18 protein-coding genes are annotated in these 20,452 nt (G+C 64.8%); 9 read left to right on the top strand and 9 right to left on the bottom strand.

Annotation, left to right across the window (positions count from 1 at the left end; genetic code table 11):
- Positions 1-82: 82 nt before the first annotated feature.
- Together C4K27_RS24290 and C4K27_RS24285 are read left to right on the top strand one after the other, a co-directional pair.
- A complete protein-coding gene (locus C4K27_RS24290) occupies positions 83-1,720 on the top strand; it encodes a 5-guanidino-2-oxopentanoate decarboxylase (RefSeq protein WP_053262423.1) in 1,638 nt (545 codons plus the stop codon).
- Entirely contained in the window at positions 1,717-3,165 is a 1,449-nt protein-coding gene (locus C4K27_RS24285) for an aldehyde dehydrogenase family protein (protein WP_053262422.1), read from the top strand. Before C4K27_RS24290 ends, C4K27_RS24285 begins: the two co-directional genes overlap by 4 nt.
- Positions 3,166-3,295: 130 nt before the next feature.
- On the opposite strand, the gene C4K27_RS24280 is transcribed toward C4K27_RS24285, so the two are convergent.
- Complete coding sequence (locus C4K27_RS24280; protein WP_009045326.1) at positions 3,296-4,225, bottom strand: AraC family transcriptional regulator; 930 nt, start codon at positions 4,223-4,225, stop codon at positions 3,296-3,298.
- A gap of 331 nt (positions 4,226-4,556) precedes the next feature.
- On the opposite strand from C4K27_RS24280, the gene C4K27_RS24275 reads away from it, so the two are divergent.
- Together C4K27_RS24275 and C4K27_RS24270 are read left to right on the top strand one after the other, a co-directional pair.
- On the top strand, positions 4,557-4,922 hold the full coding sequence (locus C4K27_RS24275) for an antibiotic biosynthesis monooxygenase family protein (protein ID WP_007931229.1): 366 nt from the start codon (positions 4,557-4,559) through the stop codon (positions 4,920-4,922).
- A gap of 9 nt (positions 4,923-4,931) precedes the next feature.
- Positions 4,932-5,204 (top strand): hypothetical protein, encoded by a 273-nt coding sequence (locus tag C4K27_RS24270; protein WP_037035873.1) that lies wholly within the window; start codon positions 4,932-4,934, stop codon positions 5,202-5,204.
- A gap of 43 nt (positions 5,205-5,247) precedes the next feature.
- Here the strand turns inward: C4K27_RS24270 and C4K27_RS24265 are convergent, their stop codons facing one another.
- The 6 genes from C4K27_RS24265 to C4K27_RS24240 form a co-directional block, all read right to left on the bottom strand.
- Complete coding sequence (locus C4K27_RS24265) at positions 5,248-5,877, bottom strand: flavin reductase family protein (protein ID WP_007931227.1); 630 nt, start codon at positions 5,875-5,877, stop codon at positions 5,248-5,250.
- A gap of 143 nt (positions 5,878-6,020) precedes the next feature.
- The gene (locus C4K27_RS24260; protein ID WP_053262421.1) at positions 6,021-6,362 is read right to left on the bottom strand and encodes a hypothetical protein; all 342 of its coding nucleotides are present in this window, start codon (positions 6,360-6,362) and stop codon (positions 6,021-6,023) included.
- 471 nt (positions 6,363-6,833) lie between these two features.
- Positions 6,834-8,156: an MFS transporter gene (locus tag C4K27_RS24255; protein ID WP_007931214.1), complete on the bottom strand. Its 1,323-nt coding sequence runs from the start codon at positions 8,154-8,156 to the stop codon at positions 6,834-6,836.
- Between the two features lie 305 nt (positions 8,157-8,461).
- On the bottom strand, positions 8,462-9,796 hold the full coding sequence (locus C4K27_RS24250) for a sigma-54-dependent transcriptional regulator (RefSeq protein ID WP_053262420.1): 1,335 nt from the start codon (positions 9,794-9,796) through the stop codon (positions 8,462-8,464).
- Complete coding sequence (locus tag C4K27_RS24245; RefSeq protein WP_053262419.1) at positions 9,790-11,556, bottom strand: sensor histidine kinase; 1,767 nt, start codon at positions 11,554-11,556, stop codon at positions 9,790-9,792. The genes C4K27_RS24250 and C4K27_RS24245 overlap by 7 nt, the downstream gene beginning before the upstream one ends.
- 146 nt (positions 11,557-11,702) lie before the next feature.
- Complete coding sequence (locus C4K27_RS24240; RefSeq protein WP_007931196.1) at positions 11,703-13,226, bottom strand: fumarate hydratase; 1,524 nt, start codon at positions 13,224-13,226, stop codon at positions 11,703-11,705.
- Between the two features lie 359 nt (positions 13,227-13,585).
- On the opposite strand from C4K27_RS24240, the gene C4K27_RS24230 reads away from it, so the two are divergent.
- From C4K27_RS24230 to C4K27_RS24220, 3 genes are read left to right on the top strand one after another with little or no spacing between them, the layout of a single operon-like run.
- Positions 13,586-14,692 carry a GGDEF domain-containing protein gene (locus C4K27_RS24230; RefSeq protein WP_053262418.1) on the top strand — a complete coding sequence of 369 codons (1,107 nt, stop codon included), beginning with the start codon at positions 13,586-13,588 and terminating at the stop codon, positions 14,690-14,692.
- Positions 14,685-15,623 (top strand): iron-sulfur-binding ferredoxin reductase, encoded by a 939-nt coding sequence (locus tag C4K27_RS24225; RefSeq protein ID WP_053262417.1) that lies wholly within the window; start codon positions 14,685-14,687, stop codon positions 15,621-15,623. Before C4K27_RS24230 ends, C4K27_RS24225 begins: the two co-directional genes overlap by 8 nt.
- 29 nt (positions 15,624-15,652) lie before the next feature.
- The gene (locus C4K27_RS24220) at positions 15,653-16,402 is read left to right on the top strand and encodes an enoyl-CoA hydratase-related protein (RefSeq protein ID WP_053262416.1); all 750 of its coding nucleotides are present in this window, start codon (positions 15,653-15,655) and stop codon (positions 16,400-16,402) included.
- A gap of 215 nt (positions 16,403-16,617) precedes the next feature.
- Here the strand turns inward: C4K27_RS24220 and pyk are convergent, their stop codons facing one another.
- Positions 16,618-18,069 carry a pyruvate kinase gene (gene pyk / locus C4K27_RS24215; RefSeq protein WP_053262415.1) on the bottom strand — a complete coding sequence of 484 codons (1,452 nt, stop codon included), beginning with the start codon at positions 18,067-18,069 and terminating at the stop codon, positions 16,618-16,620.
- A 157-nt stretch (positions 18,070-18,226) separates the two neighbouring features.
- Between pyk and C4K27_RS24210 the strand changes: the two genes are divergently transcribed.
- Together C4K27_RS24210 and C4K27_RS24205 are read left to right on the top strand one after the other, a co-directional pair.
- Entirely contained in the window at positions 18,227-18,601 is a 375-nt protein-coding gene (locus tag C4K27_RS24210; RefSeq protein ID WP_053262414.1) for a hypothetical protein, read from the top strand.
- Between the two features lie 152 nt (positions 18,602-18,753).
- Positions 18,754-19,113, top strand: a complete 360-nt coding sequence (locus C4K27_RS24205; protein WP_037035875.1) for a PilZ domain-containing protein — start codon at positions 18,754-18,756, stop codon at positions 19,111-19,113.
- Between the two features lie 3 nt (positions 19,114-19,116).
- Here C4K27_RS24205 and C4K27_RS24200 read toward each other — a convergent pair whose 3' ends face one another.
- A complete protein-coding gene (locus C4K27_RS24200) occupies positions 19,117-20,448 on the bottom strand; it encodes a DUF58 domain-containing protein (RefSeq protein ID WP_053262413.1) in 1,332 nt (443 codons plus the stop codon).
- Positions 20,449-20,452: the final 4 nt, after the last annotated feature.

The raw sequence follows: 20,452 nt of genomic DNA, 5'->3' as shown, positions 1-20,452 counted from the left end.
CGTTCCAATGACGCCTTCCCCGTGCCTGGCCATGCAGCGGCCAGCCAGGCACACCGTCTCAAGCGAACAAGAAGGGCAAGACATGGCGACGTGCGGCGAAGTGTTGGTCAAGTTACTCGAAGGTTATGGCGTCGAGCAGGTCTTCGGCATTCCCGGGGTGCACACCGTCGAGCTGTATCGCGGCCTGGCCCGTTCGAGCATCCGGCATGTCACGCCGCGCCACGAGCAGGGCGCCGGTTTCATGGCCGACGGCTATGCCCGCACCAGCGGCAAGCCGGGGGTGTGCTTCATCATCACCGGCCCGGGCATGACCAACATCACCACCGCCATGGGCCAGGCCTATGCCGACTCGATTCCGATGCTGGTGATCTCCAGCGTGCAATCGCGCAGCCAGCTCGGCGGCGGCCGCGGCAAGCTACACGAGCTGCCGAACCAGGGGGCCCTGGTGGGCGGCGTGGCGGCGTTCTCCCATACCCTGATGTCGGCGGCGGAACTGCCGGGTGTCCTGGCCCGCGCCTTCGCGTTGTTCCAGGCCGGCCGCCCGCGCCCGGTGCACATCGAAATCCCCCTCGACGTGCTGGTGGAGGAGGCCGACGACCTGCTCGACAGCGAGCCGGTGAGCATCGCCCGGGCCGGCGCTGCGCCCGCCGCCATCGCGCGGATGAGCCAGTTGCTGGCCGGCGCCAGGCGTCCGCTGATCCTCGCCGGCGGTGGCGCGATCGATGCCGCCGCGTCCCTGACCCGCCTCGCCGAATGGCTCCAGGCACCCGTGGCCCTGACCATCAACGCCAAGGGCATGCTGCCGTCGCGGCACCCGCTGCTGATCGGTTCGACCCAGTCGCTGGTGGCGACCCGCGCCCTGGTGGCCGATGCCGACGTGGTCCTGGCCATCGGCACCGAGCTGGCCGAAACCGATTACGACGTGACTTTCGCCGGCGGTTTCGAGATTCCTGGCACCCTGCTGCGCATCGACATCGACCCTGACCAGACCGTGCGCAACTATCCGCCGAAAGTGGCGCTGGTGGCCGACGCGCACAGCGCAACCGAGGCCTTGCTGGCCGAGCTGGGCAAACAACCGCTGAGCGAGCGCGACAGCGCCTGGGGCGCGGCCCGTGCCGCTGCCCTGCGTAGCGCACTGGAGCAGCAGTGGGACGCCCCGACCCGGGCGCAGACTCTGTTCCTCGAAACCGTCCTGCAGGAGCTGCCGCAGATCGTCATCGTCGGCGACTCCACGCAGCCGGTGTACAGCGGTAACCTGACCTTCAACCCCGAGCGTCCTCGCCGCTGGTTCAACTCCTCGACCGGCTACGGCACCTTGGGTTATGCCTTGCCGGCGGCGATCGGCGCCTGGCTCGGTGGCGCTTCCGAACGCAACGCCCGGGGCCCGGTGGCGTGCCTGATCGGCGACGGCGGCCTGCAGTTCACCCTGTCGGAACTGGCCTGCGCGGTGGAAGCGCGCACGCCAATCATCGTGCTGCTGTGGAATAACCAGGGCTATGAAGAGATCAAGAAATACATGGTCAACCGCGACATCGAGCCGGTGGGCGTGGACATCTACACGCCGGACTTCATCGGCGTGGCCAAGGCCCTGGGCTGCGCCGCCGAGGCCATCGACAGCGTCGACGGATTGCGTAATGCGTTGCGCGCGGCCAGCGATCGCCAGGGCCCGACCCTGATCGAAATCGACCAGGCCGGCTGGATGCGGGCGGTGCAGGCATGAACCCGACAAACCTGTTGAACGGCCTGTACATCGACGGTCAGTGGCATGCCGGCAGCGAGCTGTTGCCGGTGATCAATCCGTCTACCGAAGAGCCACTGGCCGTGGTCGGTGGCGGCGACCCACACAGCGTCGAGCAGGCGGTGAGTGCCGCCCAGGCCGGGCTCGCCGAGTGGGCTGCGACCTGCGGCGCCGAGCGTGGCGCGGTGTTGCGGCGGATCGCCGCCGGTGTCGCCGAGCGTCGTGAACACCTGATGCACCTGCAGTCGAGCAATAACGGCAAGCCGCAATTCGAAGCGGCCATCGACGTCGACGACGTGATTGCCACCTTCGAATACTACGCGGGGCTGGCCGAAGGCCTGGACGCCGCCCAGGACCGCGATGTGCCGCTGCCCAGCGATGATTTCAGTGCCCGTGTGCGGCGTGAGCCCTGTGGCGTGGTCGGCCTGATCGTGCCGTGGAATTTCCCGATGGTCACCACCGCCTGGAAACTCGCGCCGGCCCTGGCCGCCGGTTGCAGCGTGGTGCTCAAGCCCTCGGAAGTCACGCCGCTGCCGGAACTGGAGCTGGCGGCGATCATCGCCGGGAGCGGCTTGCCCAAGGGCGTGTTCAACCTGGTCTGCGGCACCGGCCTGGCGGTGGGCGCGCCGCTGGCGGCCGATCCGCGGGTGGCGAAGATTTCCTTTACCGGCAGCAATGCGGTCGGGGTCCAGGTCATGCAGCGTGCTGCGGAGACGGTCAAGGGCGTGAGCCTGGAACTGGGTGGCAAATCTTCGCTGCTGGTGCTGGCCGATGCCGATCTCGAACTAGCGGTGGAGCTGGCCTGCGGCGGCGGTTTTTTCAACGCCGGGCAGATGTGCTCCGCCACCAGCCGGGTGCTGGTGGCCGACGAACTGGCGGACGAATTCCTCCTGCGCCTCAAGGCACGGGCCGAGGCGATTCGGGTGGCGGACCCTTTCGATCCGGATGTGGAGATGGGTGCGCTGGTCAACCAGGCGCAATACCAGCGCGTGCTCGGCCATATCGATCGCGGGCTGAGTGTCGGGGCCAAGTTGGTGTGTGGCGGCGAACGCCCGGCGGACCGCGCGCGCGGCTTTTTTGTGCGGCCGACGATCTTCACCGAAGTGCCCCTCGACAGTGCGCTGTGGCGTGAGGAGATCTTTGGCCCGGTGCTCTGCGTGCGCAGTTTCGCCAGCGAGGCCGAGGCCATCGCGCTGGCCAACGACAGCGAATTCGGCCTGGTGGCCAGTGTGGTCGGCGCCGATGTGCAGAACGCCGAGCGAGTCGCCAATGCCTTGCAGGCCGGGCTGGTGTGGATCAACGCACCGCAGGTGATCTTCCCGCAGACCGCCTGGGGCGGCTACAAGCAGAGCAGCATCGGCCGCGAGCTGGGGCCTTGGGGTTTGCAGGCGTTCCAGGAGATCAAGCACGTGATACGCGCGAGGTAACAGCCTTTTGAAGCGAGATGGTTTTCTGTAGGAGCGAGCTTGCTCGCGATGCGGGTCAAGGATGACGCCGTGCGACAGATAGAGCGCCGCCTTGCGGCTATCGCGAGCAAGCACGCTCCTACAAGGGGAATCAGACGCTGCTGCGCAGGCGCGCCATGTCGCGCAGCGGCGGGGCGCCGAACTGGCGGCTGTATTCGCGGCTGAACTGCGAAGGGCTTTCGTAGCCGACCCGGTAACCGGCGGCGGACGCCTCCAGCCCTTCAGTCAGCATCAGGCGCCGGGCTTCCTGCAGGCGCAGTTGCTTCTGATACTGCAAGGGGCTCATGGCGGTCATGGCCTTGAAACGGTGGTGCAGGGTGGACACGCTGAGGTTCACCCCTCGCGCCAGATCGTCGATGCGCAGCGGTTGCTCGTAGTTGCCGTTCAGCCATTTGATGGCCTGGCTGACCCGGTGGCTCTGGCTATTGGCGATGGCGATCTCATACAACCGGTGGCCCTGTGGGCTGCGCAACAGCCGGTAGAGAATTTCCCGACGAATCAGCGGCGCGAGCATGGCGATGTCTTTGGGCGTGTCCAGCAGGCGGGTCAGGCGCAGCACGGCGTCGAGCATCGGCGTGTCCAGGCGTTCCACATACAGGCCGCGGCCGACAGGACGGTTCGGCACCCCCAACGGCCCGGCATCGGCGATCAGCGTGCTGATCTCGGCCGGGTCGATGTCCAGGCGCAGGGCCAGGACCGGCTCCAGCGGCGAGACATCGGCCAGGCGCCCGCTCAATGGCATGGAAACCGAGACCACCAGATAGTTGAGCGGGTCGTAGTTGAACTCCTCGTCGGCCAGCCGCACTTCCTTGCGCCCCTGGGCCATGATGCACAGGGCCGGCTGGGCCAGCACCGAGGCGAAATCGTGGGAGTGGCTGTGGCGCGAGACGAACAGCGACTGGATCGCCGTGGCATAGCTGCCGTCTTCGCCGGTATTGCGAGCAATGATCCCGGCCAGCTCCGCCCGCTGTTTTTCCATCTCCGCATCCAGTGGCGGCTGCTGGGTTTCGAGCGATGACATGAAGGCCCCTCCGGGAAGATTGCGAATGGCCACAGCTTAAATTTGTGCAAGCGCCAGGGGTAGGCGATTCCTGCGTAAATCTTGCCTGATCCTGCCACGCGTGCGCGCGTGAGTAGAGCCGACTCCTGTGCGCGGGCTGTCACTTGCTTGAAACAACGTTGTGGGTTTTTTCCGCTTGCCGGGCAGGATTCGGCGTTCCCGGGCAAGACTCGCAGGATTGTGCAATAGGCCGGCAGGAATCGACTAACGAGCATTACGTCGGGCGCTTAATCTTGGATCCTGTCGCAGCCCGTCCCATGGCTGCCTCGACACCACCCTGGGAGGGTCGCACATGTCCACGCATATTCCCGTCAGCCACATGGCATTCGTTCGCGCCCGCGCCGGCCGCTCAACGGAGTTGGGTGCTCGCTTGAGCAGTCTGATCGAACCATCCCGCCAGGCCACAGGTTGCCTGCAGTTCGCCTTGCAGCATTCGCAGTGCGACGCTGACCTGTGGCTGATATCCGGATTCTGGAGCAGCCAGCAGGCGATGACCGATTACTTCTGTTCGCCGGCCATGGCGATCTTCGCCGAGCTGGTCCAGGACCTGGTGGTCAACAGCCTGGATTTCCATACTTTCAGAGACGTCTCGGCGGCCCAGGCCGAAGGCGAATACGCGCAACTGAACGGGGCACCGGTACACCAGCTGGCCAGTTGAGGGTTTAGAATGGCCGACTTTCCATTGGCCAGGACCAGCAACATGGCACGTAAAGAGTTTGCAGCATACGAAGCGGTTTCCGCCGTGGTTCCAGGTGAAGGGGGCTACAGCGCCGCCATCGCGGTCAAGGCCCTGGGTGGTTCAGGGGCACCGCGTTTTCACAAGGTCCTCGACGACCAGAAATTCAAGACCGCCCATGACGCCGACCAGGCTGCCGCGCAGAAGCTTGAGCAGTTGATCGACGTGACCGAAGACGGCGAACTGGCCTGGGCAACGGCCTGATCCGGGTCGCTACCTGATCTGAGCAGCTAGTTGGTTTGAGAAGCTACCTGACCGCCCCCGGGCGGAACATCTTGAACAAGGCCTCTGGCCCCAGCTGGAAATAATCCGCCGGCCCGCCGCCGCGCAGAATCGGCTCTGCCGCGGCGGTGTCGTATATTCCGTCCTTGAGCAGCCACTTGGCGATATGCACGGCGACCACTTCGCCGAGGATCAGCCAGCTGGGCACCAACTCCTGATCCGCGCGCTGCAGTTGAATGATCTGGGTGACCTTGCACTCGAAGGACACCGGGCTTTCGGCTACCCGCGGCACCGCAATCACTTTCGAGGCCACGGGCGTCAGCCCCGCCAGTTCGAACTCATTGACCTCGGCCGGCACGGCCGCGCAGCTCTGGTTCATCCGCTCGGCGAGCGGGCGGGTGGCGAGGTTCCAGGCGAACTCGCCGGTCTGCTCGATGTTGTTCAGGCTGTCTTTGCGACCGACGCTGGAGAAACCGATGATCGGTGGAATGTAATTGAAGGCGTTGAAAAAGCTGTAGGGCGCCAGGTTCAGCCGGCCTTGCTGGTCCTGGGAAGAAATCCAGCCGATCGGGCGGGGGCCGACGATGGCGTTGAACGGATCGTGGGGCAGGCCGTGGCCCTGGGCGGGTTCGTAGTAATGGATGTCTTCGGACATGGCAGGCTCTTGCGCGGACAAAGAGGGAAGGCCGCCATAGTGCAAGCCATTGAAAGTGAATGCCAGCCTTGCGGCGTGCGGTTTTCCCCGGGCCATAAACAACCAAGCCCGGCCGAAGCCGGGCTGCGGGGCATCCCTGAGGGTTAGCCGATGGCGGCGGCAGTCCCGGTGCGATCGAAGCCGTCGGCAGCGATTGCGCCTGCGGTACCGGTGTGGTCGAAGCCATCGGAGGCGATGGCGGCGGCAGTCCCGGTGCGATCGAAGCCGTCGGCAGCGACTGCGCCTGCGGTGCCGGTGTGATCGAAGCCATCGGACGCGATAGCGGCGGCGGTGCCGGTGCGATCGAAACCGTCGGAAGCCAGGCTGGCGCTGGCCGAGCTGCCCGAGGTGAAAGTAGCCGAGCCGGTGCGGTCGTAACCATCGGCGGCAAAGGTATTGGCAGCCAGTACGGAAAGGGTCAGGGCGAGGATCAGTTTGCTTTTCATGAGGGTCACTCCAGGTTCGGTGAGTTTTGTGCAGTGGGTATGAAATGGATACTACGCCAGTTAATTTGATTAAAAAGCGCAAATAAATGCTTAAAAATATCGAATTAATAGATGTTTATGGCGTCAAGAATCGCTGCATAAAGCCTCTTTCCTGCTTCTGCCGCGTTTGAGGCGCCGATACCGATTTCGATGGAGGTAGAGTGAGGGCTGGGCATTAACCGGTCATTAACCTGTCCGCACCGTCGAAAAATCACGATCAACGGTTTGCCCGACAGGGGCGGGAATGCTGTTGGCGATGAATGCCGGAGGGCTTGCTACGGAAGCTGGAGGGCGTGTCTTGATCGTGGAGCGGCTGCGTCGCGGCTATCGCGGGCAAGCCCCGCTTCTGTAGGAGCGAGGCTTGCCCGCGATAGGCTTTACCTGATGACGCCACAGCGCGAGGGCCTTGCACCCTCGCGCTTTTTTTGCCGGTCAGTCAGTCTCGATCCGCGAGTGTTTGCGCGTATCTTTCATGGTGATGTAGACCAGCAGCGACACGGCGATGCAGGCGGTGACATACCAGTAGTAACCGGTTTCCATGCCGACGCTCTTGAACCACAGCGCGATGTATTCGGCGGTGCCACCGAAGATCGATACGGTCAGCGCGTAGGGCAGGCCCACGCCCAGGGCGCGGATCTCGGTCGGGAACAGCTCGGCCTTGACCACCGCGTTGATCGAGGTATAGCCGCTGACGATGATCAGCGCCGCCATGATCAGAAAGAACGCGCCCCACCAGCTCTGGACGGTGTGCAGGGTGGTGAGGATCGGCACGGTGAAAAGGGTACCGAGGATGCCGAAGGCGATCAGGATCGGACGGCGGCCGATCTTGTCCGACAGCGCGCCGACCACCGGTTGCAGGCACATGAACAGGAACAGGGTCGCCGCGGAAATGGTGGTGGAGTCGGAAATGCTCATGCCGACGGTGTTCACCAGGTATTTCTGCATGTAGGTGGTGTAGGTGTAGAAGGCCAGGGTGCCGCCCATGGTCAGGCCGACCACGGTCATCAGCTCTTTCGGATGACGCATCAGGGTGCGCATCAGGCTTTCTTTCGGTTTTTCCTTCTTCTTGGTGAAGGACTCGGTTTCTTCCATGCCACGACGCAGGTACAGCGCGACGATCGCGCACAGGGCGCCGATGCCGAACGGAATGCGCCAGCCCCAGGATTGCAGCTCTTCAGTGGTCAGCACGTTCTGCAGCACGATCAGGACCGCCAGGGCGATGAGCTGGCCGGAGATCAGGGTCACGTACTGGAAGCTGGAGAAGAAGCCCCGACGTTCCTTGGTCGCCATCTCGCTGAGGTAGGTGGCCGAGGTGCCATATTCGCCGCCGACCGACAGGCCCTGCATCAGGCGCGCCAGGACCAGCAGGATCGGGGCGCCGACGCCAATGGTCTCGTAGCCGGGAGTCAGGGCGATGATCAGCGAGCCGAAGCACATCAGCAGCACCGAGGCCATCAACGCGGCCTTGCGGCCCTTGCGGTCAGCGTAGAGCCCCATCAGCCAGCCGCCGATCGGACGCATCAGGAAGCCCACGGCGAAGATCGCGGCGGTGTTCAGCAGTTGTGCGGTGGTGTCGCCCTTGGGGAAGAAGACTTTGGCGAAGTACAGGGAGAAGGCGGCGTAGACGTACCAGTCGTACCACTCGACCATGTTGCCGACCGAACCGCTGAAGATCGATTTCAGGCGGCTGGCGGTGGTCTTTTCTTTGGCAGGCGCAGCTGCCGACCCAAGAGGCAGGGTTTGCGAGTTATCCATGACGGATCCTTCATTTAATTGTTTTTGTGGAGCGCGCCGAAACGCAGCCTGCTGGAGCTATAGCAGGAGCTGTGCCAGGAGCCGAAAGGCCCGGTTTAGAAGGGTCTTGAGATTTTAATGAGCGGAAATCCGCTCATTGCCTGGGGTGTGCGAGCGGAAACTTGCCGATTGAGCAGCGTTTGGGAGGACGTCATCGCGGGCAAGCCTCGCTCCTACAAGGATCCCGTCGCTTCTGTAGGAGCGAGCGGGCGGCGATCCGACTTGCCCGCGATAGGGATGGCCCGGATAAAACATCTCCTCGGGCATCACTCCTCCCCGAGAAACATTTCCCGCGCCAGCCCATGGCGCTGCATCTTTTCATTGAAGGTGCGGCGCGGCAGTTGCAGCTCAACGAGCACCGCCTTGATGTCGCCCTTGTGCCGGGTCAGCGCGGCACGCAGGCATTGCGCCTCGAAAGCTTCCTGCTGCGCCGCCAGGGACTGGCCGGAGTCGATGGTTTCCGGCTCGGGCTCGCCCAGGCCAAGCACCTGGCGTTCGGCGACGTTGGCCAGTTCGCGCACGTTGCCCGGCCAGTCGTGGCTCAGCAGGCGGCTCAACTGCGCTCCGCCCAGGGGCGCGACGCTACGGCCCAGGCGCTCGGCGGCGGCGTGGGCGAAATACTCGTACAGCAGCGGGATGTCCTCGCGCCGCTCGCGCAGCGGCGGCAGGCGCAGTTGCGCGACGTTCAGGCGGTAGGCCAGGTCTTCGCGAAAACGCCCGGCGCGGGCTTCGTCCAGCAGGTCCGGCTTGGTCGCGGCAATGATCCGCAGGTCCACCTCGATGCTTTGGTTGGAACCCAGTCGCTCGAGCTTCTGTTCCTGCAGCACCCGCAGCAGCTTGACCTGCTGGGCCAGCGGCATGCTTTCGATCTCGTCGAGGAACAAGGTGCCGCCGTCGGCGTATTCCAGCTTGCCGATGCGCTTGCCCTGGGCGCCGGTAAAGGCGCCGCTTTCATGGCCGAACAGTTCGGCTTCGAACAGTTGCTCGGGGATCGCCGCGCAGTTCAGGGCGACAAAGGGCTTGTCGGCGCGCGGCCCGAAGTCGTGCAGGCAGCGGGCGACCAGTTCCTTGCCGCTGCCGGTCTCGCCACGGATCAATACGTTGACCGGCAGCGCAGCCAGGTCGACCACCTGGCGCCGCAGGGTCTGCAAGGCGCGGGACACGCCGAGCAGGGTGGAGTCGATTTTCTCCCGGGTATCGGCCTGTTCGTGCAGGCGCCGGTTCTCCAGGACCAGGCCGCGTTTGTCCAGGGCCCGGTGCAGGCTGCTCAGCAGGGTCTGCGGGCTGAAGGGTTTTTCCAGGAAGTCGTAGGCGCCGTCGCGCATCGCTTCCACCGCCATCGGCACGTCGCCGTGGCCGGTCAGCAGGATCACCGGCAGGTCGGCGTCGCGTTGCTGCACCTCTTTGAGCAGCTCCAGGCCACTGATGCCGGGCATGCGCACGTCGCTGAGGATCACCCCGGGGAAGTCCCTGGGCAGCCGGGCCAGGCAGTCCTCGGCGCGACTGAACAGCTGCACCTCGAAGCCCGACAGGCTCAGCCATTGTTCGACGGCGGTGCGAATACTGGCTTCGTCGTCGACCAGCATCACCGAATTCAACATGGGATATGCGCCTCCAGGTCGATGGGCAGGCTCAGGGTGAAGATCGCGCCCTGGCCCTGGTTGCCGGCGCTCAGGCGTCCACCGAGTTCGTGGACGATAGCGTAGGACACCGCCAGGCCGAGGCCCAGGCCGTCGCCCACCGGCTTGGTGGTGAAGAATGGATCGAAGACGTTCGGCAGGTGTTCTTCGGCGATGCCGCCACCGCTGTCGATGACGCTCAGGCTCCACAGTTGCTGGTCGGCTTCGAGGCGGATTTCCAGGTGCTTGAGGGGCTTGTCGCGCATGGCGTCCAGGGCGTTGCGCAGCAGGTTGATCAGCACCTGCTCCAGGCGTATGGCATCGCCGCGGACCCAGGCCGGGCGCGTCAGTTGCAAGTGTGTGTCGACCTGTTCGTCGCGCAGCCGGGTGTCCAGCAGTTGCAGGGCCTGATCCACCACCGCCGCCAGGTCCAGGCGTTCGCGCAGGCCGCTGGGGCTTTTGCGGGCGAAGGTTTTCAGGTGGCCGGTGAGGCTGGCCATGCGGGTCAGCATATCGTCCAGTGGTTTCAGGGCCTGGTAGGCCTCGTCGACCCGCCCGTGATCGAGCAGCAAGCGCAGGGTGGCCAACTGCATGCGCTGGGTGGTCAGCGGCTGATTGATTTCATGGGCCAGGGCCGCGGACATCTGCCCCAGGGCCGCCAGCTTGGCCGATTGCACCAGGCCGTCCTGGGCGGTACGCAGGTCGCGGGTGCGCTCCTCGACCAGGCGTTCGAGCTCCTCACGGCTGCGCTGGCGCAGCCTGGCCAGGCGCCAGCGCTGATTGAGGAACAGCAGCAGGAATACCAGGGTCAGCCAGGCACCGGCCGCGGCCAGGCCGGCATTGCGGCGGTCCTCAAAAGCGATCTGCGGACGCCGCAGCAAATGCAGGGTCCAGCCTTCGGTGGCCAGGGGCAGGGATTCCCACAGGTAGTCGACGCTGCCGTCCGGGCCCTCGACCCGGGTCAGCGTACTGTCGTCGTCAAAGCGTCGCAGCGGTCGATGTTCGAGCGGCGTCAGCCGTTGCTTGTCGTATTGCCGGGTGGCCTGGAGTTCGGCGCGGTCGCTGTCCGACAGCGGGCGCAACTGGCGATAACGCCAGCCCGGCTGGTTGGCGATGAACACGATGCCCCGGGCGTCGCTGACCAGCAGGGTGTCGCTGCCCTGGCTCCACTCGCGCTCCAGTTCGGGAAATTCCAGTTTCACCACCATGGCGCCGAGGAACTGCTCCTGCTCGCCCTTGACCGCGCTGGAGAGGAAATAACCGGGAATGCCGCTGGTGACGCCCACCGCATAGAAGCGTCCGCTGCCCTGGCTGCGGGTCTGGCTGAAGTAGGGGCGAAAACCGTAGTTGTGCCCGACATAGCTGCTGGGCAGGCGCCAGTTGCTGGCGGCCACGGCGAGGCCGGTGTGGTCCAGCAGCTCCAGGGTCGAGGAGCGGGCGGCGCCGTTGATCTGTTCCAGTTTGCGGTTCAGGGCGTCCTGCTGCTGTGGGCCGACCGGGCCCTTGAGCGCCGAGCGCAGTTCCGGGTCCAGCGCCAGCACGGCGGGCAGGGCGCGGTAACGTTCGATCAGGGTATGCAGGGAGTTGGCATACAGCGCCAGTTGCTCGCTGGCGCGGGCGGCATCGTCCTCCAGCGCCTGGCGCTCGGCATGGCGCATGGCGAAGGTCGCGCTGACCACGGCGCCGGCGAGAATCACCAGGGTATAGAAGGTCAAGCGCAGCGGGCGGGAGATCTGGACCATGAGTCAAGGGCAGGCTGAAAGGGGGCAGGAAAGATAACACGCCTGTCCGAGGCTTCGTTGATCGTGGACAGTCCTTGCCCGGCCAGGCATGAAAAAGGCGGCGCTGCTCATCGAGCAACGCCGCCTTGGGTAACAGCAAGCAGCGCTTACTGCACTTCTACCGCCAGGCTTTCACTGATCTTTTTCTGCCAGATGGCAGGACCGGTGATGTGCACCGACTCGCCTTTGCTGTCGACCGCGACAGTGACCGGCATGTCTTTGACTTCGAACTCGTAGATCGCTTCCATGCCCAGTTCGGCAAAGGCCAGGACCTTGGACTTCTTGATCGCCTGGGCTACCAGGTAGGCAGCGCCGCCGACGGCCATCAGGTACACGGCCTTGCTGTCCTTGATCGCTTCGATCGCGGTCGGGCCGCGCTCGGACTTGCCGATCATGCCCAGCAGGCCAGTCTGCTCGAGGATCTGGCGGGTGAACTTGTCCATCCGCGTCGCGGTGGTCGGGCCAGCTGGGCCAACCACTTCGTCACCGACCGGATCGACCGGGCCGACGTAGTAGATGAAGCGACCCTTGAGGTCCACCGGCAGGGTTTCGCCCTTGTTCAGCATCTCGACCATGCGCTTGTGGGCGGCGTCGCGACCGGTGAGCATCTTGCCGTTGAGCAGGACGGTTTCGCCCGGCTTCCAGCTCTGCACTTCTTCCGGGGTCAGGGTGTCGAGGTTGACGCGACGGGCCGACGGACCGGCTTCCCAGACGATTTCCGGGTAGGCGTCCAGAGGTGGCGCTTCCAGGGACGCAGGGCCCGAGCCGTCGAGCACGAAGTGCGCGTGACGGGTCGCGGCGCAGTTCGGGATCATGCACACCGGCAGGGAAGCGGCGTGGGTCGGGTAGTCCATGATCTTCACGTCGAGCACGGTGGTCAGGCCACCCAGGCCCTGGGCGCCGATGCCCAGCTGATTGACCTTCTCGAACAGCTCCAGGCGCATCTCTTCGATACGGTTCTGTGGGCCGCGGGCCTTCAGCTCGTGGATGTCGATGGACTCCATCAACACTTCCTTGGCCATCACCGCGGCTTTCTCGGCGGTGCCGCCGATGCCGATGCCGAGCATGCCCGGCGGGCACCAGCCGGCGCCCATGGTCGGAACGGTCTTCAGCACCCAGTCGACGATCGAGTCGGACGGGTTGAGCATGGCCATTTTCGACTTGTTCTCGGAGCCGCCGCCCTTGGCCGCCACGTCCACTTCCACGGTGTTGCCGGGAACGATGGAGTAGTGGATGACCGCCGGGGTGTTGTCCTTGGTGTTTTTACGAGCGCCCGCCGGGTCGGCGAGGATCGAGGCCCGCAGGACGTTTTCCGGCAGGTTGTAAGCGCGACGCACGCCTTCGTTGATCATGTCGTCCAGGCTCATGGTCGCGCCGTCCCAGCGCACGTCCATGCCCACGCGTACGAATACGGTGACGATACCGGTGTCCTGGCAGATCGGGCGGTGGCCGGTGGCACACATGCGCGAGTTGATCAGGATCTGCGCCATGGAGTCACGGGCCGCTGGCGATTCTTCGCGCAGGTAGGCTTCGTGCATCGCCTGGATGAAGTCCACGGGGTGGTAGTAGGAAATGAATTGCAGGGCGTCGGCAACGCTCTGAATCAGGTCGTCTTGCTTGATCACGGTCATGAGTCGCGCTCCTCTAAAAGACGGGAACATTTAATAAGGTGCTTGCAGCTTGGGTGCATCGGTCGGTTGCAAGCACCTTCAAGGCACGCCGGACACACTGGCGCGACGCTAAAAAGGCGCGGCAGTATACCGCGCCTCGGAGCCGGGCACACGCGCCGGCAGTCAAACCAAAGTCGCATGCCGGGGATGCGCCAGTCGGGGGATGGCGCCAGGCATGACGGTGGGCGCGGCCCCGGGCCGGATGGCGCTGGGCGGGAACAAAAATGGGATAGTTATTTTTTGGCGACACCACTAAAGTGGCAAGTGGCCTGTAGGGTAGGAAACTCTTTAAAGCCCCCTTTCGCATGGTGAGTCAACGATTGACCCATAACGCTATCCAGAGTCTTTTACTCAAGCGCTTCGTTCTTGCGGCGGGCACCTATGGACTGGCGTTGCTGCTGCTCTGGCTGGCCATTTTCAGTGGCTACTATTCGGCGCCGGTGCATTCGGCACTGATCGATACCGGCCTGGTGGTGCTGAGCCAGGCGCTGCTGTTCTGGCTGTTTGTCTCCGGGCGCAACCTGCGCTTTCGCGACCCGAGCCTGACCGAGATCCAGATACTCCTGGCCATCGGCTGGCAGACCTGGCTGCTGGCCCACCTCGATACGGCGCGCGGCACCTTCCTGGTGTTCTATCTGTTGACGCTGCTGTTCGGCCTGTTCCACCTTCCGCGCCGGGCCTTCGTGCGGTGCGCCCTGTGCATTTTCATCGGCTTTGCCGGAATCACGCTGTGGGACGCCTACCACTTCCGGCTGGCCGATCCGATGCTCGCCGTCCTGCAGGTGTGCGTGCTGTTCGCGGTGCTGATCTGGCTGTGCCTGTACGCCAGCTATGTGCAGACTTCCCGGCAGCGCATGCGGCAACGGCGCTTCGCCTTGCAGGCGCACCAGGACACCTTGCGCGGCATGATGCGACAACTGGAGGATCTGGTTGCCACCGACGAACTGACCGGCCTGTACAATCGACGGCATTTCCTGCGGCTGGCGTCGCGCGAACTGCACGCGATGAGCCTGGAGCAGATGCATGGCCTGGCGCTGATCGACCTCGATCACTTCAAGCGGATCAACGACGTGCACGGCCATGCCGCGGGCGATCAGGTGCTGCAGGCGTTCGCCGCCGTAGCCAGCGCCTGTTTGCGCGATGGCGATGTATTGGCCCGCTACGGCGGCGAGGAGTTTGTCATGTTGTTGCCCGATTGCGATCCTGAACGCCTGACCTCCTGCTGCGAGCGTCTGCGCGTGGCCTTTATGGACGCCCAGTTGATCGGGGTCGAGGTGCCTGGCCTGAGCCTGTCCGTCGGCATGACCCTGGTGGAGCTGGGCGACGACCTGGACGATGCCCTGCAACGTGCCGACCAGGCGCTGTATCGGGCCAAACGCGACGGACGCAATCGCTGCGCCGCGGCCTGGGAAAATATCGATGCCTGAGCTGCGTGTCGGTGAGCTGCAGTGGGCGGTGGTCGCGGGCAGCAATCTGCTGGATGCCTTGAATCAGGCCGGCGTGGCGGTGCCTTACAGCTGCCGCGCCGGCAGTTGCCACGCCTGCCTGGTGCACTGCGTCCAGGGCCTGCCCAGCGACAGCCGGCCCGATGCCTTGAGCGACGATCAGCGCCAGCGCGGCTGGCGGCTGGCCTGTCAGTGTCAGGTGGTGGAAGACCTGCGGGTCGAAACCTACGACCCGCTGCGCGATGGCGCGCCGGCCGAGGTGGTCGGTGTGGACTGGCTGTCGGCCACGGTGCTGCGCCTGCGTTTGCAGCCGGAGCGCAACCTGCGTTATCAGGCCGGCCAGCACCTGGTGCTGTGGACGGCTTCCGGCGTGGCGCGGCCGTATTCGCTGGCGAGCCTGCCCGGCGAAGACCGCTTTCTCGAGTTCCACCTCGATTGCCGCCAGCCCGGCGCGTTCAGCGACGCGGCGCGCCAGCTCAAGCCCGGCGATGGGTTGCGGCTGGGCGAGCTGCGCGGCGGGGCGCTGCACTACGACCCGGACTGGCAAACCCGGCCATTGTGGCTGCTGGCGGCGGGCACCGGGCTGGCGCCGTTGTTCGGCATCCTGCGCGAGGCTTTGCGCCAGGATCATCAGGGCGACATCCGCGTTATTCACCTGGCCCATGACGCCAGCGAGCATTACCTGGCCAAGCCCCTGGCGGCGCTGGCGGCGAGCCGCGCCAACCTCAGTGTCGAGCTGTGGACCGCGACCGAGCTGCCAGCGGCTTTGGCACAACTGCGGCTTGTTTCACGGCAAACCCAGGCTTTACTCTGCGGGCACCCCGACAGCGTCGATGCTTTCGCCCGACGCTTGTACCTGGCGGGGCTGCCGCGCAATCAACTGCTGGCCGACGTATTCCTGCCCCGCGGCTGAGCGCTGATCCGTCCTGAGCGAGACCACCCATGACCGATACCATCCTGCTTGAACGCGAGGGCGGGCTGCTGACCCTGCGCCTGAATCGCCCGGACAAGAAAAATGCCCTGACCCGGGCCATGTACAGCCAGCTGGCCGAAGGGTTGCGGCAAGCCGACGCCGACCCTGAGGTCCGCGCGGTACTGCTCAGCGGCAGCAGCGATTGCTTTACCGCCGGCAACGACATTGCCGACTTCCTCCAGCAGCCACCTACCGGTCTCGACAGCCCGGTCTTCCAGTTCATGCTCAGCTTGTTCGAATGCCGCAAGCCGGTGGTCGCCGCGGTTGCCGGGCCGGCCGTGGGGATCGGCACCACCCTGCTGCTGCACTGCGATCTGGTGTACGTCAGCCGCGATGCCCGGTTGCGCATGCCTTTCGTCAATCTCGGTTTGTGCCCCGAGTTCGGTTCCAGCCTGATCCTGCCGCGCTTGCTCGGACAGGCCAGGGCCGCCGAACTGTTGCTGCTGGGCGAAGGTTTCAGCGGTGAACAGGCTGCGCAGTGGGGCATTGCCAACCAGGCCTTGGCCGATGGTGCGGCGACCCTGGACAAGGCCCGGGAGATGGCGCTGCGTTTCGAGAAGCTGGCGCCGCAGGCGGTGCAGATCAGCAAGCAGCTGATGCGCACGCCCGATCGCGAACAGCTGCGCAAGGTGATCGAGGAGGAGGGCGCCCTGTTCACCCAGCGCCTGCATTCGCCGGAAGCGCTGGCCGCCTTGTCGGGCTTTTTCGCTAAAAGCTGAAGTCGGCACCGCTCGTGTAGCCGCTGCCGGAGGCTGCGATCGATTTGGACGGCATTCCGACGAAGGGGGCGTAAGGTCCCAAGATCGCTGAAGTCCTGGCGGCCTTGTCGCAGCCTGGCGGCAGCGGCTACAGGTTCGTGAGTTCCATAAATGTGCCCCCATGAAAAAGCCCCGCAGTCTTCACTGCGGGGCTCTTTATTGTTGCGTCAGGTGGCTTAGACCATCGGGTCGCCAACGTGCAGGATCTTCATGCCGTTGGTGCCGCCGGTGGTGTGGTAGCTGTCGCCCTTGGTCAGGATCACCCAGTCGCCTTTCTTCACGACGCCGCGCTTGACCAGCTCGTCGATGGCCTTCTGGCTGACTTCGCTTGGCGGCAGGGACGCCGGGTCGAACGGGACGGTGTAGACACCACGGAACATCGCGGTGCGGGCTTGGGCTTCGCGGTGCGGGGTGAACGCGTAGATCGGCACCGAGGAACGGATACGCGACATGATCAGCGGGGTGTAGCCGCTTTCAGTCAAGGCGATGATCGCCTTCACGCCCGGGAAGTGGTTGGCGGTGTACATGGTGGCCAGGGCGATGCTCTCGTCGCAGCGCTCGAAGGTCTTGCCGATGCGGTGGCTGGAGGTCTTGCTGGTCGGATGCTTTTCCGCGCCGATGCAGATGCGGTCCATGGCCTGGACGGCTTCGAGCGGGTAGGCGCCGGCGGCGGATTCGGCCGAGAGCATCACGGCGTCGGTGTAGTCGAGCACGGCGTTGGCCACGTCGGACACTTCGGCGCGGGTCGGCATCGGGTTCTGGATCATCGACTCCATCATCTGGGTCGCGACGATCACCGCCTTGTTGTGGCGACGGGCGTGCAGAATGATTTTCTTCTGGATGCCCACCAGCTCGGCGTCGCCGATTTCCACGCCCAGGTCGCCACGGGCCACCATCACGGCGTCGGAGGCCTTGATCAGGCCGTCGAGGGTTTCGTCGTTGGCCACGGCTTCGGCGCGCTCGATCTTCGCCACCAGCCAGGCGGTGCCGCCGGCCTCGTCGCGCAGTTGGCGGGCGTATTCCATGTCAGCGGCGTCGCGCGGGAAGGACACGGCCAGGTAGTCCAGGTCCATGGCCGCGGCCAGCTTGATGTCGGCCTTGTCTTTTTCGGTCAGGGCCGGGGCGGTCAGGCCACCACCGCGACGGTTGATGCCCTTGTGGTCCGACAGCGGGCCGCCGATGGTCACGGTGCAATGCAGTTCGGTGCTGGTGGCGGTGTCGACGCGCATCACCACGCGGCCGTCGTCGAGCAGCAGCTCGTCGCCCACGCCGCAGTCCTTGACCAGGTCCGGATAGTCGATGCCGACGATGTCCTGGGTACCTTCGGTCAGCGGGTGGCTGGTGGAGAAGGTGAACTTGTCACCGATCTTCAGCTCGATGCGCTTGTTGGCGAATTTGGCGATACGGATCTTCGGGCCTTGCAGGTCACCCAGCAGCGCGACGAAGCGCCCATGCTTGGCGGCCAAGTCACGCACCAGCTTGGCGCGAGCCTTGTGCTCGTCCGGGGTGCCGTGGGAGAAGTTCAGGCGGGCGACGTCCAGGCCAGCCAGAATCAGCTGTTCGAGAACTTCCGGCGAGTTACTGGCCGGGCCAAGGGTAGCGACGATTTTGGTACGACGGACGGACATGCAAAGACTCCTGAGTTCAAGCGCAACGAGAGGCTACTATGGTCCGCAGCTGTAGTCATTGTTCGTTTGCACTACTTATTCGTTTGTTTCTTTAAACGAACATTCCTGAAGATTTTCCAACGCGGGTCGATAACGTGCACAAGACAGGAGAACCCCCATGCGATTCGTGCTCATTGCTGCCCTGGCCGTCAGTGTTGTCGGCTGTACCCGCTGGTCGATGGACCATCATCTGAATACCGCCTACCGCGCCTACGACGCCGGCAACTGCGAACGGGTGATGCTCGAACTGAGCCAGGTCGACCGCACGAGTCGTTCGCGCCCTTATATCCAGCCCGAGGTATCGATGCTGCGCGGACAGTGCCTGGAGCGGCAGAAGCTGTTCCTCGATGCCGCGCAGACCTACCAGTACATCATCACCGAACACCCGAGCAGCGAGTACGCCTACCGTGCCCGCGCGCGCCTGGAAACCCTGCAGCAACTGGGGCATTACCCTTCGCGCAACAGCGCTCAGGCGCGTCCGGCCGCGTTGTAATACTCGTCATCAGGCTATTGCTGATCCCGCGTGAGCCTTGAGCTAACATCTGTGGGCCTGTTTTAGAGTATCGTTTCTAAAATGGGCCGGCCGGGGCCGACAGTCCTCGGTGCGACGATGCGCAATGACCTTCCTAAATAGCGATGCATGACATGTTCACGGACCGGCGGATCGAGCGGCACCAGTTGCCGTGTTTTTTGAAAGTCTTCAATCGGCTGACCGATCGACCCATCGGTTATCTGGGCAACGTTTCCGAAGACGGCTTCATGTTGATCAGCCAGTTGCCGATGCTGATCGGCGCCGACTTCGAGTTGCGCCTGCAGGTTCCCGGCCGCGACGGCCAGCTGCAACCGATCGAGATCACCGCCTCTTGCCGCTGGTGCCATGAAGATGTCACACCCCATCATTACGACACCGGCTTCGTGCTGCTGCGTTCGCCTCCCGAGTACCGCGAGCTGGTGACGGCCTTGCGCAGCTACTTCAGTTTCTACCCGGTGCAGACCTCCGCCTGACCGCTACAGCGTCCCGGCTTTTTTCCAACTGAGGTAACGGGTCACCAGTTCCGCCCCCAGTTCACCCGGCCGCACATCGAGCAGGGCAACGCCCTGGGCGCTCAGGCGTTCATGCAGGTCGGTGCGGGCATTCAGGTAATTGATCGTGCCGCAGTAGGTCAGGGCATCGGGCAGGTTGTGCACCGGCGCCTGGCGCAACTGATCGAGGACTTCCTCGCGCAGGCTGGCCACCAGCACCCGGTGCTGGCGCCCGAGGCGCTTGACCGCGGTCAGCAGCTCCTCGTCGTCTTCGTCCCGCAGGTTGGTCACCAGCACTACCAGGGCCCGGCGCTTCTGCCGGGCCAGCAGCTCGCTGGCGGCGGCCTGGAAGTCGGCGCAGCGCTGGCTGCTGTCCAGGTCGTAGACAGTGTTGAGCAAGGCGCTCAACTGGCCCACGCCCTTGACCGGCGCCAGATAGCGGCGGCGTTCGCCGGCAAAGGTGCAGAGGCCCACCGCGTCGCCCTGGCGCAAGGCGACATAGCTGAGCAGCAGGCAGGCGTTGAGCGCGTGGTCGAAATGCGCCAGTTCGCCGTCCTGGCTGCGCATGCGCCGCCCGCAGTCGAGCATGAAGATGATCTGTTGGTCGCGTTCGTCCTGGTACTCGCGGGCAATCGGCGTGCGTTGCCGGGCGGTGGCTTTCCAGTCGATCTGGCGCAGGCTGTCGCCCTCGCGAAACTCACGCAGCTGATTGAACTCCAGGCCCAGGCCACGACGCGGCTGTTGCCGCACACCGATCTGGTTCAGCCAGTTGTCGACGGCCAGCAGCCGGGCGCCGTAGAGGCGGGCGAAATCCGGGTAGACGCGCGTGCTGTCGTCGAGCTTCAGCAACCGACGCGCCGACCACAGGCCCAGCGGGCTGGGCAGGCTGACCTCGCAGCGCTCGAAGTTGAAATGGCCGCGCTTGAGCGGACGCACCCGATAACCCAGTTCCTGCGACTGGCCCGGCTCCAGGAGCAGCGACTGCGGCAGGTATTCGAAGCCCAGGCCATCGGGCACATGATCGAACAGCTCCAGGGTCAGCGGCTGGGTAAAGTCGTGGCGAACCTCTAGGCGCACTTCGCTCCAGCGCCCCAGGGGCAGGCTGCCGGGCAACTGGCGTCGGAGCTGGGGCGAAGGCAGGCGCCTGAGCCGGAAGGCGTCCAGCACGGCCAGCAGCAACAGGGCCAGGAGCAGGCCCCAGGCGATCGCTTGCAGGCTGGCCGCGACCGCCAGGCCGTAAGCACGCGCGGCGCCGAGCAGCACGTCCAGCGCCAGCAATACGCCGAGCCAGGTCAGAAACAGGCGTGAGGGTTTCATCGCT

It is taken from the genome of Pseudomonas chlororaphis subsp. chlororaphis (assembly GCF_003945765.1).
Taxonomy (GTDB): Bacteria; Pseudomonadota; Gammaproteobacteria; order Pseudomonadales; family Pseudomonadaceae; genus Aquipseudomonas; species Aquipseudomonas chlororaphis.
Note: the sequence above shows the minus strand (reverse complement) of the source record. Positions and strands in the feature narration are given on the sequence as shown.